Annotated in this window: 1 protein-coding gene; it reads left to right on the forward strand. The window is 52.5% G+C overall.

The genetic code is table 11. The features are described from left to right. Positions 1-255, forward strand: a 255-nt coding sequence (locus ACZ3HG_RS24250) for a hypothetical protein (protein ID WP_465335012.1), incomplete at both ends; no start/stop codon positions are given.

Genomic DNA, 255 nt, shown 5'->3' on the forward strand with positions numbered 1-255 from the left:
GCTTCTTCAGAGGGATGGCCAACCTGTGGGATAACGGCGGCACAGTAGCCAACTTTGCCGGCAATGGTACGGTGGCGACCGACTTTGGCCCTCACCAGATTGGTATTCGCAATGTCAATCTCCCCGATTGGTCATTGAAAAATACCCAGCTGGGTGTCAAGTATGAAGGGGTAACCAAAGACGCCTTGTCCTTCTCCCTCAACTTGCTGACATATCGCTCACAATTGCCGTCACTGCATGCGATCAACGGCAATG

This window comes from Erwinia sp. PME.40.26/001 (genome assembly GCF_055556675.1).